This window comes from Bacteroides faecium (genome assembly GCF_012113595.1).
GTDB classification, from domain to species: domain Bacteria; phylum Bacteroidota; class Bacteroidia; order Bacteroidales; family Bacteroidaceae; genus Bacteroides; species Bacteroides faecium.
On sequence record NZ_CP050831.1, the window covers coordinates 5086542 to 5102300 of the forward strand.

General features: G+C 40.5%; 19 protein-coding genes. All 19 read right to left on the bottom strand.

Translation table 11 applies throughout. From position 1 onward, the window contains the following. Nucleotides 1–74 precede the first annotated feature (74 nt). Nucleotides 75–257, bottom strand: coding sequence for a nucleotidyltransferase family protein (locus BacF7301_RS18890; RefSeq protein WP_167965240.1), 183 nt, complete (start codon nucleotides 255–257; stop codon nucleotides 75–77). Nucleotides 258–458: 201 nt separating this feature from the next. Further along, nucleotides 459–779, bottom strand: coding sequence for a type II toxin-antitoxin system RelE/ParE family toxin (locus BacF7301_RS18895; protein ID WP_167965242.1), 321 nt, complete (start codon nucleotides 777–779; stop codon nucleotides 459–461). Beyond that, the gene (locus BacF7301_RS18900; protein ID WP_167965243.1) at nucleotides 773–991 is read right to left on the bottom strand and encodes a hypothetical protein; all 219 of its coding nucleotides are present in this window, start codon (nucleotides 989–991) and stop codon (nucleotides 773–775) included. Before BacF7301_RS18900 ends, BacF7301_RS18895 begins: the two co-directional genes overlap by 7 nt. Before the next feature lie 277 nt (nucleotides 992–1268). Next, the gene (locus BacF7301_RS18905; protein ID WP_167965245.1) at nucleotides 1269–1853 is read right to left on the bottom strand and encodes an N-acetylmuramoyl-L-alanine amidase; all 585 of its coding nucleotides are present in this window, start codon (nucleotides 1851–1853) and stop codon (nucleotides 1269–1271) included. Nucleotides 1854–1880: 27 nt separating this feature from the next. Next, nucleotides 1881–2300: a WbuC family cupin fold metalloprotein gene (locus BacF7301_RS18910; protein WP_167965247.1), complete on the bottom strand. Its 420-nt coding sequence runs from the start codon at nucleotides 2298–2300 to the stop codon at nucleotides 1881–1883. 194 nt (nucleotides 2301–2494) lie between these two features. Then, nucleotides 2495–2779, bottom strand: coding sequence for an IS66 family transposase (locus BacF7301_RS25960; RefSeq protein WP_245208266.1), 285 nt, complete (start codon nucleotides 2777–2779; stop codon nucleotides 2495–2497). Next, on the bottom strand, nucleotides 2776–4311 hold the full coding sequence (locus BacF7301_RS25965) for an IS66 family transposase (RefSeq protein WP_245208267.1): 1536 nt from the start codon (nucleotides 4309–4311) through the stop codon (nucleotides 2776–2778). Before BacF7301_RS25965 ends, BacF7301_RS25960 begins: the two co-directional genes overlap by 4 nt. Before the next feature lie 218 nt (nucleotides 4312–4529). Next, the gene (locus BacF7301_RS18925) at nucleotides 4530–5795 is read right to left on the bottom strand and encodes a DegT/DnrJ/EryC1/StrS family aminotransferase (RefSeq protein WP_167965249.1); all 1266 of its coding nucleotides are present in this window, start codon (nucleotides 5793–5795) and stop codon (nucleotides 4530–4532) included. Nucleotides 5796–5805: 10 nt separating this feature from the next. Continuing rightward, a complete protein-coding gene (locus BacF7301_RS18930) occupies nucleotides 5806–6393 on the bottom strand; it encodes an acetyltransferase (protein WP_167965251.1) in 588 nt (195 codons plus the stop codon). Beyond that, on the bottom strand, nucleotides 6393–7001 hold the full coding sequence (locus BacF7301_RS18935; RefSeq protein WP_167965253.1) for a sugar transferase: 609 nt from the start codon (nucleotides 6999–7001) through the stop codon (nucleotides 6393–6395). Before BacF7301_RS18935 ends, BacF7301_RS18930 begins: the two co-directional genes overlap by 1 nt. Nucleotide 7002: 1 nt before the next feature. After that, nucleotides 7003–8136 (bottom strand): glycosyltransferase family 4 protein, encoded by a 1134-nt coding sequence (locus BacF7301_RS18940; RefSeq protein WP_167965255.1) that lies wholly within the window; start codon nucleotides 8134–8136, stop codon nucleotides 7003–7005. A gap of 160 nt (nucleotides 8137–8296) precedes the next feature. Further along, entirely contained in the window at nucleotides 8297–9415 is a 1119-nt protein-coding gene (locus BacF7301_RS18945; protein ID WP_167965257.1) for a glycosyltransferase family 4 protein, read from the bottom strand. A 3-nt stretch (nucleotides 9416–9418) separates the two neighbouring features. After that, entirely contained in the window at nucleotides 9419–10294 is an 876-nt protein-coding gene (locus BacF7301_RS18950) for a glycosyltransferase family 2 protein (RefSeq protein WP_167965259.1), read from the bottom strand. Between the two features lie 272 nt (nucleotides 10295–10566). Further along, nucleotides 10567–11568: a 3-oxoacyl-ACP synthase III family protein gene (locus tag BacF7301_RS18955; protein WP_167967249.1), complete on the bottom strand. Its 1002-nt coding sequence runs from the start codon at nucleotides 11566–11568 to the stop codon at nucleotides 10567–10569. Nucleotides 11569–11588: 20 nt separating this feature from the next. Next, nucleotides 11589–12341: an SDR family NAD(P)-dependent oxidoreductase gene (locus BacF7301_RS18960; protein WP_167965261.1), complete on the bottom strand. Its 753-nt coding sequence runs from the start codon at nucleotides 12339–12341 to the stop codon at nucleotides 11589–11591. A gap of 70 nt (nucleotides 12342–12411) precedes the next feature. Continuing rightward, nucleotides 12412–12639 carry an acyl carrier protein gene (locus tag BacF7301_RS18965; RefSeq protein WP_167965263.1) on the bottom strand — a complete coding sequence of 76 codons (228 nt, stop codon included), beginning with the start codon at nucleotides 12637–12639 and terminating at the stop codon, nucleotides 12412–12414. Nucleotides 12640–12664: 25 nt separating this feature from the next. Then, nucleotides 12665–13648, bottom strand: coding sequence for a polysaccharide deacetylase family protein (locus BacF7301_RS18970; RefSeq protein ID WP_167965265.1), 984 nt, complete (start codon nucleotides 13646–13648; stop codon nucleotides 12665–12667). Between the two features lie 19 nt (nucleotides 13649–13667). Further along, the gene (locus BacF7301_RS18975; protein WP_167965266.1) at nucleotides 13668–14657 is read right to left on the bottom strand and encodes a hypothetical protein; all 990 of its coding nucleotides are present in this window, start codon (nucleotides 14655–14657) and stop codon (nucleotides 13668–13670) included. Between the two features lie 3 nt (nucleotides 14658–14660). Further along, entirely contained in the window at nucleotides 14661–15755 is a 1095-nt protein-coding gene (locus BacF7301_RS18980) for an EpsG family protein (RefSeq protein WP_167965267.1), read from the bottom strand. Between the last annotated feature and the right edge of the window lie 4 nt (nucleotides 15756–15759).

Here is a 15759-nt window from a genome sequence, read left to right on the forward strand (position 1 = left end):
ATTATCCGCTTTATCATCTGATGCAAAGATATGATATCCTCCTTACAAATACGATAGATTTCATCATGCCACTCTCACTCAGCAAAAGCAAAAAAGCCATGGAGTTGCCCTTCTATATAAATATCGACATCACTTGTAGCAGTATGTTCGTTGCGAGCTACCGAACCAAATATTCCCATACGCAAAATTCCATATTTAGATGCATTTTGTTGCATATAGTGGTGCAATAAGCTGACATATTCTGATAATGTTTTCATTTCTATATCTCTTTAATGGCTCTGAGTTACTTATTTACGCTATTTATACCACAAATATAATAAGTAAATTCGAGAATATATACTAAGCCATAATTATTTTCTCGTAAACCGATAGAAATAAAACGTTAATCAACATACCCCCTAAAACCAATATATCAACCATCTTCACAGAGAAAAGATATATCACCACATTCAAACCATTTATTTCACTACAATAGGAATCATTTTACTATCCATGCGATTATCCCATATATATGCGATATAAATTACAGAATCTTCTATAAAATAAATTATACGATGATGAGGATACTCTAATAAAGAACGGTATTGCTTCTCTCTACCTACCAATAGTTCTTCTACCTTACCTAATTGAGGATTAGACTGTAAAATACGAACAGCATTCAATATGCCATTTCGAAACTTATCTGCAGCTTTCTGACCTAAATTCTTCTTATACCACTGAAATATTGCTTTGAAAACATCTAAAGCTCCTTCATCCCATTCAACTTGAAACTCTACCACGACATTATTCTCTTTAAGGCTTCTTCATTACACACCTTTTTTCCCTGAGAAAAATTCTTCTCTACACGATCCAAAATAGTATGAAGTTCATCTATTGAGCAACAACCTGGTATAGATGTAGAACTTGAATAAGCTCCATATTCAGAAGTTGGTTCTGACACATGTGCAGGATATTCTTTCTTCTCTATATCATGAGATTCCTTCTTTTTCATTTTATGAGTTTTTTTATACCACAAAGGTAACAAGTAAATCCGAGAATATATACTAATCCATAATTATTTTCCCTTAAACCGATAAAAATAAAACGCTAATCAACATACCCCCTAAAACCAATATATCAACCATCTTCACAGACAGTTGATATATCTTACATACAAACACATATCAGCTTCAACGCCAATATGAGGGTATAAGTCAGGAATATACCGCTGTATTCTTCTTGACTCGTATAATGCAGGGAATTCATGAATATATCATGAGTTCAGGGACCTACATATTTCTTTGATATTCCTTTAAATAGTTCATAATACCTTCCAGCAATATATTAGTGACACACTGCTTCCCTTCTTCCGAGAGAAGGAACTCAACATCCTCCTTATTGTCCTGAAAGAAATTCTCGACCAGCACTGCCGGGCAATTCGTTTTCTGACAGATATAAAGATTGGCAGTCCAATAGATATCCTGTGGAGACGGATGACGGACTTTCACTTTTCTGTTCAAGGCAGCTTGCGCCAGTTGCCGGGCAAGCCGTTTGCTATTCATTGAAGCATTGTTACCAACAAATACGCTCCATCCGTTTGCGGACATCCACTCAACGCCATTCCCCATCGCATTGCAGTGGATTGATACCAATATAGCTTCTTTGCCGAATGCATTGATACGCCTCACACGTTCAGATAACGCCACATCATTTTCTTCCGGCACAATACGCATGGCATCAATGCCTTGATCCTGCAATCCGGCTACTACCCTGTCAGTAATCTCACGAGTATATGCGTACTCCTTCAAACGACTGTCTGGTGAACACTTGCCGGGAGTTTCTTTGCCGTGTCCGTTATCTATTAATATTCTCATATTATAAAATGTATTCTAAGAAGCTTACTATTCATAACTCCAAACATTCTCGCTTGTAACTGGAGCATAAGCCCCATCTTTGGCTTCAAAGATAACAGAAGGCTCAATCACTTCCACAGTATGCCAAGCTCCCATAGGGACTTGACATCCATACCTGGCTTCTGCGGGACAAAGCCGAATGCGTTGCACCTCACGGAGAGATGGAACTTCTTTATTTGAATCAGATTCTTCATAAATTACCTCATCCATCTTTCCACACAGACAGATAACCGTCTCACTGGTATTCAGATGTCGGTGAATCGGAACTACAGTTCCAGACAACAATGCATTAAGTATTCGCTGACTGGAATCGGCTGAAGATGTACGCAGGTCAAAACTTTGACGAAGGCGTGGACTCTCAATAGCCTGTTCAAATAATCTCTCTAAAAAATCTTTGTCAAAATCCATATTCATTCATTGTTGGGCAACCGTTTTACTTTTTGAGGCCAAAAAAGAAACTTACAAAAAATCCATATCGATTTAAGAACACTCTTTATCTTATTCATATTCTTAATAAAAACTGTAAGCACTCACTGTGTGACTATAATACCCGTAAAGGTATTGTAGCCCACTTTAAGTTATATTTTTGATTAATAATTAGGTTATTTTGCAATATTCATTGGCAGAAGTGCCATATAATCCATTTCTCCGGATACTAATTTTCGTAAAACATCCGCAATATATTTAACAGGACGAAGCCCGTTCATCTTGCAGCTTTCAATAATCGAGTAAATCAAGGACGTATTTTTAGCCGCCTGCTCCGAGCCACAGAACAAATAGTTCTTCCTACCCAGACAAACAGGCTTCATCATACGCTCTGCGGTGTTGTTATCAATCTCCGCCTGGTCATTGGTCACATAACGGCATACAGCCTCCCATTCGTTCACCGCATAACGAACCGCCTTGATGAAAAGATTGGCAGCAAAAACCTGGGTCTCATCAAATATCGGCTTGAGGTATTCAAAGCATCCACAAACTTGCACCGCACATGAGCCATACAACCGTAGCGGGTAATCCCTTTTCGATGACGGTCAAACAACTTGTAAACATTGTAGCCGTCAGTGGTGATACTACCGAAGAAGTTACGGAAAAAATTCTCGGCCACAGCCATGCTGAAGCTGCCATGGTCGTACAAATAGTAAGCGACTTTTAAAGCGGAATTCTTTATGCCCAAAATGTATTTCTTACGATACTCGAACTTGCCGGTTGACTTGTTAAAGACCTTGACTTGTTCGGTGGTTTCATCACAAAAAAGAAAACTGCCCTCAGTCAGCAGGATACTGCGCAAAGGAGCGTCAAGCTTGTCAAGCTCCCGGATATGCCTATGAACCCAATTCAAGACTGTAGAAGAGGAAAAATCCGCGTCAACATCCTTGAAGCGGTCGACCACACGTTCCAAAGACATGCTGTATTGATACTTGTCAACAAGAATCTGAGCAATCATATCAATATCTACATGATAACCGGGAAGCACATTCGCAAAAGGATGCAAAGTGTCGTTTGCTTCATCTGCTTTGTAATAATTAGAAATTGTGCCTTCTTTATCTATCAAACGAAGCAACTCTAAAACATGTTTGGTAACGCTCCAATCCAGTTTATAAAGAATCCAGTGGCGGACATCAAGCTTGCGGGCATCTGAAGGGATACCGCTTACATCACAATAATGCATCAAAACATTATCAACGCGGGTGCAACGCTTACTGTAATCCGAACGATGAGGACGGGATACAGAACTGAAGGAGGAAGCGGGTTCACTATTAGTCATTTCCGATGTAACAGGGGTTGATGAATCATCGCAAGATACTTTAGGAGGATTGCTGCCGTCAAAATCATCCTTATCACTTTTAAGGTCTTTATCCGGTACTTTGCGTAAGGAGGAAGACTTTTCAGACTTGCAACCATATAACTGATGTTTCTGTTTTTCTATTTCAAAGAGTTCAGAAGCGTGGAGATTTTTCAACTCTTCCAAAGCACTGGAAAGAAGGGCGGATTGCTTCTCAGACTGAGCCTTATCTTCCAGTGCTTGGGATAGTTGGTTGGAAAGATTTTTATTATCTCTACGCATACTTTGAAGAAGGTAAGTGAGGCTTTCCAAATTACAATTCTCTTTATTTATCTCAATACCGTTACTCAATTTCAAGTGGAAACAAACAACGTTCGCATCTTCCGAAGAGGAGTGAGACGACAACAACGGAATAGGAGAATGCTCCGGGGAAGCACCTGTTAACGTAACAGGACGCAAACGGATCTCTTCCATTTCTGACTCGCGGATACGCTTCTTGTTATCACGATACCACTTGATGAAATTACGGCATTCAACACCTTCTTGAATGCAATAAGCATTGATGGAAATCTTACGCGGAGCACCATCAGTTTGGTAACGGAATAAAAATTCACTGTAAAATTCACTCATGTTCATAATCAAATATGTTTAAATTATGAGTACAAAGATAAGACGCCAATAAAGATGGGGCAAGAGCCATACAATGAGTGCTTACGTTTTAAGACGTCATTTGGGGACGCTAACAACTCATATAATGCAGGGAATTCATGAATATATCATGAGCTCAGGGACCTACATATTTCTTTGATGCTCCTCCACATATTCTCTTGCTTATAATATTAATGGTTCAACTATTATTTTATAATCGCTTCTTTTATTTTCTCTACAATGTAATGCACATCATCATCAGTTACATACGGTCCGGCAGGAAGACAGAATCCGACCTTGAAGATTTCCTCTTCTACTCCATTAGTATAGAAAGGAGCATCCGCATAAACCGGTTGCTTGTGCATTGGTTTCCATACAGGCCGTGCCTCAATCCTCTTGGAAAGCATAAATACACGCAGTGCCTCCACGTTTGCATTGGGCTGACAATCCGTTGTGGCACTATCCACAGCTTTGATCACACCGGCAGCACCACCTACGGCTGTTTTAATAACTTCTTTATAAGCTTTTTCCTGACCAACAATCTTTACATCGGAGTCAATAGTGGCAGTACATAACCAGAAGTTTGCATCATAGCGAGAATCAGCAGGCTGCTTGTGAATGTGCACACCCACCACATCCGCCAATAGATCTTCATAGAGTGCCTGAACATGCTTGTGGTGAGTAATATGCGTATCTGCAACAGTCATCTGTCCACGGCCAATACCAGCACAAATGTTACTCATACGATAATTATAACCGATAGCTGTATGTTGGTAGTAAGGATAAGCATCACGAGCTTGCGTAGCATACCACATAATGGTATTTTTATCTTCAGCGTTTTGGCAAATCAAAGCACCACCACCTGATGTGGTAATCATCTTGTTACCATTGAACGAAAGAACACCAAATTTACCAAAAGTACCTAACACCTTATCATCGAACTTACTGCCAAAACCTTCCGCAGCGTCCTCTACAACAGGAATGTCATAGCGGTTTGCAATCTCCATGATTTTTTCGCAATCATAAGGCATACCATAAAGTGCCACAGGAACAATCGCCTTCGGCTTCTTACCTGTTTTAGAGATACGATCTTTTATAGCTTCCTCCAATAATACCGGGTCCATATTCCAAGTATCCTTTTCAGAGCCAACGAACACAGGCTTAGCACCAAGGTAAATTATCGGATGCGACGAAGCGCAAAAAGTAAAGCTTTGTACCAATACTTCATCACCAGCATGAACACCGCAGCCAATCAATGCGAGATGCACAGCAGCTGTACCGGCGCTCAAGGCAACAACCTCATTCTTGCCCCCAACAAAGTTCTTAAGGTCATGTTCAAACGCATTCACGTTTGGTCCCAAAGGCACCACCCAGTTAGTATCGAATGCTTCTTTTACATATTTCTGCTCAATCCCCTCTTCGCTCATGTGGGCAAGGCAGAGATAAATTGTTTTTTCAGGAATGTAACTCATTTTTTATATCTTATTTGATTGTTTCTACTATTTTGCAAGGAACTCCATAAGCCTTACAATTGTCCGGTATATCCTTTACTATTACGCTACCGGCACCAATAAAGCAGTTCTTGCCCACGTGTATACCTTGTATGATAGTTGTTCCCACTCCAATCCAAGTGCCCTCGCCAACATGTACATCACCGCTGATAGTGCATCCAGGTGCTATATGCACATAATCGCCAATCACACACTCATGGTCGATGCTCGCCTTTGTGTTGATGATACAATGCTTGCCTATCTGCACTTCAGTTTGGATAATGGCACCTTGCATTACCACTGTTCCCTCGCCAATTGTGGCAGTAGAAGAAATGATAGCAGATGGGTGAATTACTGTTGCAAACTCGCAATTAAGTCGTTCAGCAATCATCTTACGTATCTTGCAGTTGCCAATACTAATGATGAAAGGAGATAAACCGATAACATCATGCAACACAGGAATACCCCTCAGCTCTTTAAGGTCAGGATCATCATCCACCACACCTTCCACTCCCCCGCCTTGTGCCTTTATAATATCAATAATCACTTTGGCATGACCACTAGCACCGTATAAATACATTAGTTATTTCCGTTAAAAGGTTTCATAGTAGCGTTGCCCTCTTGTGAGATACCATCACGAACAAGCACCTTTTTGACTGTTATGAAAATTACCTTAATATCCGTAATCAGTGTACAGTGGTCTACATACCACACATCCAAAGCAAATTTCTCGTCCCATGACAATGAATTACGTCCATGACACTGCGCCCAACCGGAGATTCCGGGACGTACTTCATGACGACGAGCCTGCTCTTTACTATACAGGGGTAAATATTGCACCAGCAATGGACGGGGACCGATTAGTGACATGTCGCCAATTAATACATTCCAAAACTGTGGTAATTCATCAATACTTGTAGAACGCACAAATTTTCCAACTCTCGTTAACCGCTTCTCATCAGGTAGAAAATTACCGTCAGCATCGCGCTCGTCGGTCATAGTTTTGAACTTTACAATCTTAAATAGCTTGCCTCCTCTGCCGGGACGCTCCTGAAAGAAGAATGCTCCGGCACCTTTATTGGCAAAATGTAACCAAAGCGTTATGATTGCCAGCGGAATAAACAGAATGCTCAATGCTATAAAAGCAATGCAGACATCAATCAACCTTTTGAAAAAGTGTTTATACATATTATAATATACTATCGTAGAAATCATATAAACATTTACGCACAAATCCCTGCTCATATCTCGAAGCTATCAGCTTGCGAGCATTCTTAGCAAGGGCATTACGGTAATTAACGTCAAGCATACGTTTCATGGCATTATAAAGAGCATCAACACTTTTGGGAGGAATGATAATTCCATTCTCACCTTCTATGACAATTTCACGCGAACCATTAATATCAGTCACAATCTGAGGTAGACCTATAGCACCGGCTTCTATCACAACATTGGGAAATCCCTCCCGATAAGATGCGAGCACAGCAATATCCGCCGCCGCAAACCAGGGACGCACATCACTCTGACTACCCACTGCACTAATAGCCGTGCACTCAGCAATGACCTTCATTGTTTCAGGCTTCAAAGGGTCAAGTTCCTTTTCCTCAGAACCAACAAGAACCAAGCGTGTATCAGGATGCTCTTTATTTAATTTAACGAAAGCCTCAACTAGTTCATTAATTCCCTTGTCACCAACTAAACGACCAACAGCAACAAAAGTGCAAACACCCTCTTTCCGTAACTTCTCAGCTTCAGCCATAATTTCTGGGGTCTTATCAAAGCGTTTAATATCTATTCCACGACAATTGCCATAACCAAGAACTTTAATAGGTTTCCGGGTAATTCCATTGTTTAAGAGATCGTTCTTCACACCTTCGCCTTCTGGAATAATATGTGTAGCGCAGGCACAAGTCAGCCAATCAGCCGCCATCAGAATCTTCCTTTTCAACCCCACGGTAGTGGGGAATACTAGCCCCGTGAACGTATGTGCGCGCACTGGAACACCGACCAACCACGCAGCCATCATACAGAGTAATCCGGCCTTAGGAGTCATGGAGTGCACCATTTGTGGTTTCTCCTTGCGGAATGTGCGCCACAGTTGCCACAATGTTCTCAAGTCTTTAGTGAGTGATATGTGACGCTGTATATTTAATTCTATACACTTTACATCAGGATGCAATTGATGCACTTCCTCCCACTCGGGACCCGAGGATGAGAGCAACACTACCTCGTACTTCTTCTGAAGGTCTGGAAGCATACCATTCACAAATACCAGTGACATGGGTACTGTGCAGGCACGAATTATTTTGTATCTCTGTTGCATAAATTATTTTGTATTCACTTTTAAAAAAACATTTTTACCACCTTTAGTTCTTCCACCGTATCAATTGAGAATATTCTGTAAGTCTTATACTCAACTGCTTCATAAACCCTTGGCGATGAAACAATTGAGTTTAATGAACATCTTCTTACGTGAAGCATTATTATGCTATCGCTTTATTTATATGGTCAAGTAGAATCTTTGCAAGATTATCCCAGGATAAGGAATTTATGTAATCTTGAGCTTTTCTAATCATTGTTTTATGGTCATCAAAATTTTCTACAGCATTTTTCATCTGCATATAAAGTGAAATCATAGATATATCAGAAATCAATGCTAATTGGCCATCTAAAGTCTGTTCCAGCAGTCCTTCATTATTTGTTACAATAAGAAGTGAATTTGCACGCATAGCGATAGGAATTACCCCTGATTGTGAAGCAGAAGTATATGATATTACCGTAATAGTGTTAGGCATTGAGAAATATTTACAGACTTCATTATCTCCTACAAATCTGTTTTCCACAACTGTGTTTGGGCAAGATGCAAGTGCCTCCTTATATTCCGATATATCGCCAGAACCTATTACACGCAGTGATATATCGTTACGTTCCAATGCTAATTTTCTATATGCTTCGGCAAGCATTTCTATACCCTTATATTTTGTTATTCGACCAAAAAACAGAAAATTGTATTTTGCTATTGGAAATGTTGCCTCCATGTTTACATAATTAACATCATCATAGTGTGAAAAAGCACCATGAGGAATCACTACAATATTCTCTCTTTTCTTCTTATAGTGTTCTACCATATAGTTGAAAAAAATTTTTGATAGAATCACAACAGAATCGGCCATCCATATAGCACAACGTTGTCCAAGCACAGGAAGTAACGGTTCATTAGGATGAACAATTGGATCATGACAAGTAAACACAAACTTTGCATCCCTAAAAACGAGATAACGCATTACCAATATCCAAGGATGCCCCATCGGGGCATATAACACATCAACTTTAATATTTTTAAAGTACGATTTTATCTCTCCAATATACTTAAACAAAAATTGCCATGTGGCTGAAATTAAATCTTGATAGTGATTAGATGTAGGTATCAAAAACAGTTTTTTCACCGGAAGAACTTTCCAAAGCTCTAGATTATCCACTTGTGCAGATATAATTACATATACATTACAACCATGAGCTAATAATCCTCTAGTCATTTCAAAAGAATATTCTGCACCAGCTCCATGTCTCCCCAAATATGATACTATGATATTTTTCGCCATTCTTTATAGTGTCTTATATCTTATATATATATTTAGAATTATGCCTCCAGGGATTGCTAAAAAGGTTATAAATGGGCGAGGTGAAGTAAAAAGCATATCCCATTCGTGCCCAAAAATACAACTGGACACATAATGCATCGCATTACGAAAATGTTTAGTCCATGTGAAATATGTCATTGACATATACAACCTGCGAAGTTGTGCAAAACTATGTGGGGAGTTTTTGAACTGGTGATAAAGATTTGCCGACATACCATCAACTTGATAATCCACAAAACAAAGATTCTTATTTATAACAAGAAACTTGTATTCTGCATCAACCTGCAAATAATAGTATATAGGATTAAAATTTTTCTCACCTTTAAACACAGGCATCGGAGGTAACGCCTTTAATAAATCAGTACGACAAACTTTCTTGTCATCGCCAATATGAAATTTCGCAATTTCATGGAAATGAAATGGTCCTTCTTTAACAAACTCACCTCCATTAGCTGTTCCGTCAAGCCTGTAGTCCAAACCAACTATACCAGCTAAATTCTTACCTCTACATTTTTTTTCCCAAGTACTTACAATAATTTCCACAGCATTGTCAGGCATATAGTCATCGCTATCTATACAAACATTCAACTCTGTATCCATATTTGCTATGGCTGTAGTATAGCCAGTATGTAGACCTCCATTTTCTTTCTTTATATAGCGAATAGGGAATTTCTGTTCTTTCAACCACGGTTTCACAACATCTTCAGTATTATCTGTAGAACCATCATCTATAATAAGCCACTCAAAATCATCACATGTCTGGCGACACAAACTTTCATATAGCCTCACCAATGTATCGCTCCTATTGTAAGCTGGAGTAAATACCGTTAAAGTTTTCATCTTGTTTTATTAATTATTATATTTATACCAATGTTTATGGATACCGATATTATTACTATAAGTATTCTTTATATTGGATTCATATCTGATAAGTAAAATGCAAGTACTTTCTAAAACATCCTATATAAATCGAATCTTAGTTACTTTAGATAAATATTATTCCTCTCAAACATATACCTAGTTGAAGTACGAGGTGTTTGACAGGTTTGCTTGTTATACTCCACAAGTTGCGGTATTCTTTTGTGAGTAATATGTTTGAAGTTATACATATATTAGAACTTTAATATTACACCACCCCAACTTAAACCCACACCAAATCCTGCACACATTACCCACATACCTTTGTGTATGGTACCAGCCTCTATGCAATCCTTTAAACCTATCATCACAGTAGATGATACAGTATTGCCTGTTTCTTCAAGATTCACATAGAACTTATCCTTTGGCAATACGCACACCTTGCGGATAGTGTTCAGCATGAACTTGTTTGCCTGATGGAATACATAGTAATCCACATCGTCCTTCTGCATTTGGTTCTTCTCCAAAATTTGAGCCATCATTGCAGGAACGGCATCCAGCGTGAAATTGAAGATGGCACTACCATTCATATACAGGTAGTCATCAAAACACTGGTGACCGTCCTCATCCTCTACTACAACACCAGTAGCCTGCTTACAACGAGCCGCACCAGTCTTTACAATCAGGTTATCTGCGCCTGAACCATCAGTTCCTAATACGCACTTTCCAATTTCTGCCATACCCTCGATTGAGATCAGACAAGCAGCAGCACCATCACCAAAGATGGAACGATTGCTCTTGTCGGATGGATGGAGATACTTCTGATAGGTTTCTGCAGTCAACACGAGTACATTCTTTGCAAGACCACTCTTCACGAAGCTGTTTGCCATAGCAATACCATATACACAACCGCTACAACCCAAATTATAGTCGACAGCACCTGCTGTTGTAGGGATGCCCAACCGATTTTGAAGGATGCATGCAGTTGAAGGCAGGAAGTAATCAGGACTCTGGGTGCAAAGCATCACAAAGTCGATGGCCTTTGGATCAATGTTATATTCCTCAAACAACTTGCGGGCAGCCTTCTCTGCCATATCGCCGGCAGTCTCATTTTCGCCAGCAAGGTGTCGGCTGTTCACACCCACCTTGGCTGCTACCTTGTCCACACTCCACTCAGGAAACTCCTGAAGCAGTTCTTCGTTGGTCACTACTCTCTCAGGGAGATAGTAACTAATTCCTTTAATAAATGCCATTATTGTTGTTCTTTTTGATTATTCTATACCAAAACGCCTTCACCACCTCCGGAGATGTCAACACATGAACCTGTCATCCAGCCTGAGGCATCACTCAGTAGATAGATGGCAAGGTTTGCAACATCATCGGTAGTACCGAAGCGTTTCAATGGATATCTGAGTTGGGCTCCTTCCAGCGTCTCTTTATCAACATCATTGGTGATGAGATCTGTCCATACCATACCTGGGCAAACACAGTTGACACGAATCTGACGAGAAGCGAGCTCCAAAGCCAAACACTTGGCGTATGCCACAATAGCACCCTTTGAGGCACTATAGACGGCATTACCCATTGAAGGAGATTGGTATGCACGTGAAGCTATATAGACAATGGACGAAGCCTTGTTGATTTTCTTCTTTGAGAGCAATGCAGTTTGCAACAAAATTGGAGCCTCCATATTAGGCTGCATCACGTGAGCAATATCATCCTTGCTAATCTGCTTGCAAGGAACACGACTACCCACACCTGCACATTGCACCAGACCATCCAGTTTAGGCAGTTCGCTAACCAGACGATCAATATCCTCTGCTTTAGTAAGATCAGCAGAGATGGCTTTGTGGTCACCTTCGGACATCAGACTCAGAGTCTCGTTCAGACGCTCTACGTTGCGACCTGTAATGATAACAGTAGCACCCATCTTGGCACAAGCAAGAGCGATTCCCTTGCCTATGCCTGATGATGCTCCAGTAACAAGAATCTGTTTGCCAACAAGGGAAAACGGATTGAATTGTTCCATGGTTACTTTACTTTTCGTTTTAGTTTTCGTCTTCGTTATCGTTTTCGTATGAAGTCAAAGACTGAGTTCTTTACTTATTGTTGATGAGGTTGAATACGTCCTCTACGGTTACGCAAGCACGAAGATCTGCACCTGTGATTACCTTGCTGTACTGAGTCTTAGCGAGAGCGATACATCCCATACCAGTGAGTGAAGACCACTCATCGAGGTCGTGGAATATGGTAGAAGGCTGAATTTCACTTACATCAGTGTCATCAAAAAGGTCAGCAAAGTTTGCTACAAATTCATTGAGTTCCATTACAATAAAAAATTAAAAGTTAATACTATGATAATTGATCTTTGATTTCAGTCATCGTACAGGACTGCATTCCATAGCGTTCCTTGCACTTTTTATAAGTCTGGAGGACTCCTTCGAGAAATCGAAGGTTCTCCTCCATGTTTGCACCAAAGTTATGCGGATGCCACCACAAGTGGTACATCTCACTCTTCTTGGCGGCATAGGTCATTTCCTTCTTGATACGTCTAAGACGAAGCTCCTCTAAGAAAAAAAGACGAGAGCTATACGGACGAAGCATACGGCTGGCACATACATTCAGCATTCCCTCCTTGTATTCCAACTTTTCGTAAGGAATGGAGGTCATGCCACCCACATTGATATAGGCATCGAGCAGTCGGCAGATGCGGTTCTTGATCTCCTCAAATGTACTCTTTGGCTCATTGAAGAACTTGAGCGCATTGCCACGATAAGACGTGATACCATATTTTGCACAAATCTTCAGATGTTCGTCTGATACCTGATTCCTTGGGAAGACAATGCTCTTGATTTCAATACCATTACGTTTAGCAACCTCTACCGCTTTCTTCGTGTCGGCATCAAACTGTTCTGTTGTCTGACCCTCTGCCCAACAATAGTAATGGCAGTAGGTGTGAGTACCAAACTCCATCCCCTTGTGTGAGTTAATTCTTTTTGCCACCTCCGGTTGGAAGAAAAGACATTCTTCTTCAGCAGTAATCTGAGTTATGTAATCGTGCTCGTAAGGTGACTTGACCGTTTGCTTGTATGTAGGATGTACCTGAGGGATGTCTGCAAGCAACTCCTTACTGTTGGAGTACATGATCATACCCACAGTAGCGAAGGTGGCATGCACGTCATATTTCTCAAAGAGGGCTATCATCTTGTTGATAACATCCGGTACCTGCTTGACATGCGTCTGCCCATAACCGTCCTTGGTAAGAACATCTATGATGCCCCACATCAACTCATAGTCGAGGGAAATTACGAGAGTGCCTTTATTGGGATTGTTCATTTGTCCTATCATTTAACAATTATACCCAATTGGTTTCGCCATCGCTATCTGCAAATGTAGTCAGCAAGAAGGTGCGAGCCTCCACATCTGCCTTTCTATCCTTCACCTTCACAAAGCCAATAACAGGACGAGGGCGACCAATAGACTTGCACCCATGACTCTCCAGCACGTCATCCACAACTTTCAGCGAGCTACCAGCTATCAACATACCAATATGCAGTTTGCTCATCACCTTCTTGGCTGCCAGATAGATATTCTCAAACGCCTTGGCATCACTCATATCGCAACGATAGTCAACAAGCAGCATCACGGTCATGTGCTTCTGGATGGTGGTTCGTACTACAAAAAAATCATCCGACTGCTCATCCTTATAGAAAGCGTATGGATGCAGGTCATTGAAGTAACGCCATTGCAAGAATTCCCTATTGCGAGCAATCTCTAAAAGATTATCGTTATATGGCTTTGTCAGTGCTGGCATTTCCTCACGCGAAAGTTCACGGAAGGTCTTACCATTGACAGTAACTGATGAGGGGAACTTCTCTGCTTTGATGTTTGTCCGGAAGAGAGAGATAAACATGCTCAAAGGATTAACAATTCCCACATACTTGCGAATCTCTCCCAACATCTTATTGCCCATCTTCAGGTGGATAGGTAGAGCAGTAGGGCCAGAACCTGTAGAACAAGAACGAGGATGCTTATCCATACAAGCCAGTAGCACATCCACGCCCCAACCTGTCTTTCTGAGGTCTTCATCCACAATCAGGTCGAAAAGCCAAACGGTATCTGTTCGCTCCTGCTTATAGTAGTACGACATCTCCGATGCCAACACCTGACCATGTACACTTCCATCCTCTTCGCGAAGGATAAGGCATTGGTCAAGGGCACGCTCATTTCTATTGAACCAGAACTCCAGATAATCCTTGGCAGGAATCACTTTATCTGGATATATCTTCTTATTATAATCTTGCAGCTGCTGCAAGTCTGCTTTCGTTAATGTTTTCGCTTCCATATATTAATAATAAACAATGTGCATGAATAATGTAAATGCCAGATGCAATGCTGCCACCCTGGCAAAGAACTTATACCTATCATTTCCCCATTGCTCAAGGAAGAGCGGATAGATAAGAACTATAGGATACATAAACCAACTGAGGTAGGCAATACGGTTGGTAAACGATGCGTACATACAAAGCATCCATACTGCATTTACTAGTGTATATGTACAAAAGATGATGTTATACCACTTGTCTTGTATCTTTCTCTTAGTGATAGCATACCATCCCATCAGAATGGGCATAGCGGAATAGATGATAAAGTCCAGACGGAAACCACCTCTATCAAAAATCACATCCTCTGATCTATCACTCAAAAGATAACCAGCACCCTTATCATCAGTCAAACCCGCAAACAAAAGTTGGAAGTAGGATATGTGCAAAGCTGATAATATGAAGCAAACAATCCAGAAGTAAATATAGTATTTTGGTTTCTTGTTGTAGAACAATGTTGCCACCATGGCAGCAATAGGAACCTGCATAGAATGATGGAAACCATAAGACAGCAGCACAAAAGAGATGCATATTTTCAAATTGTCACGATAAGCAAGAGCAATCAAGAAGAGAGAACCTGCAGAACCAGCCTTGATACCATTTGTGCCAGCCCCAAAGGTGGAGAAAGCAACAAGACAAACCAAAAGAGCAGCATAAGCATTTCCGGGGAACATCTTACGACATGCCACATACATGCCACCAAAATATATGAATGCTATATACAGATAATAGATGACGGGCTCAAGACGAATATTTGCAAACCACATCATTTGGTTGTCATAGAGAAGATTCTCCACATCCCAGTTGAAGGTAAAGCTTCCTGACCATCTGGTATATATACCATAATACTGAGTCATGTCAGCAAAATATTCGCTAATAGGACGCACACCCACAAAGATAGCAAATATAAAGAATAGCCAGAATGCCTTTTTGTTTTCTTGATTGACATTCAACGAAAGGGATACATCTCTTCTATTATAGAACGTCAAACAGGAAAATGACAGCAATGTTGCTATCACAAGATAGACATCATAATAATATTGAGCAGGAATAAAATCCATAATC